This is a genomic window from Erwinia sp. MYb416, assembly GCF_037479575.1.
Taxonomy (GTDB): domain Bacteria; phylum Pseudomonadota; class Gammaproteobacteria; order Enterobacterales; family Enterobacteriaceae; genus Erwinia; species Erwinia rhapontici.
On the sequence record NZ_JBBGYT010000127.1, the window covers coordinates 431 to 766 of the forward strand.

1 protein-coding gene is annotated in these 336 nt (G+C 53.0%); it reads left to right on the forward strand.

The window, feature by feature from the left end:
- Positions 1–336: flagellar basal body FlgE domain-containing protein (locus WH277_RS01195; protein ID WP_339503899.1), on the forward strand; the 336-nt coding region annotated here is incomplete at both ends.

Consider the following 336-nt stretch of genomic DNA (forward strand, 5'->3'; position numbering starts at 1 on the left):
TTGGCGATCTGAAAATTAATGCGGGTGGCCTGCCGGCAAAAAGCACCTCGACGCTCGATTTTATTGCTAACCTGGATGCGCGCGCTGAGGCGAAACCCGCGACGCCCGCTTTCGATCCTGACAATAACGATACCTTTAACAACAGCTATACCACACAGGTGTATGACTCGCTGGGGCGTGAACACACGCTGACGCAGTACTTTGTTAAAACTGATGATAACAAGTGGACTGCACACTATGTGGTCGATGGCGACAAGGCTAACGCCACTTCCTCTCCGCTGGAGTTTGACACCAGTGGTTTGCTGACCGCACCCACGGGGCCGGTCAATATTACTG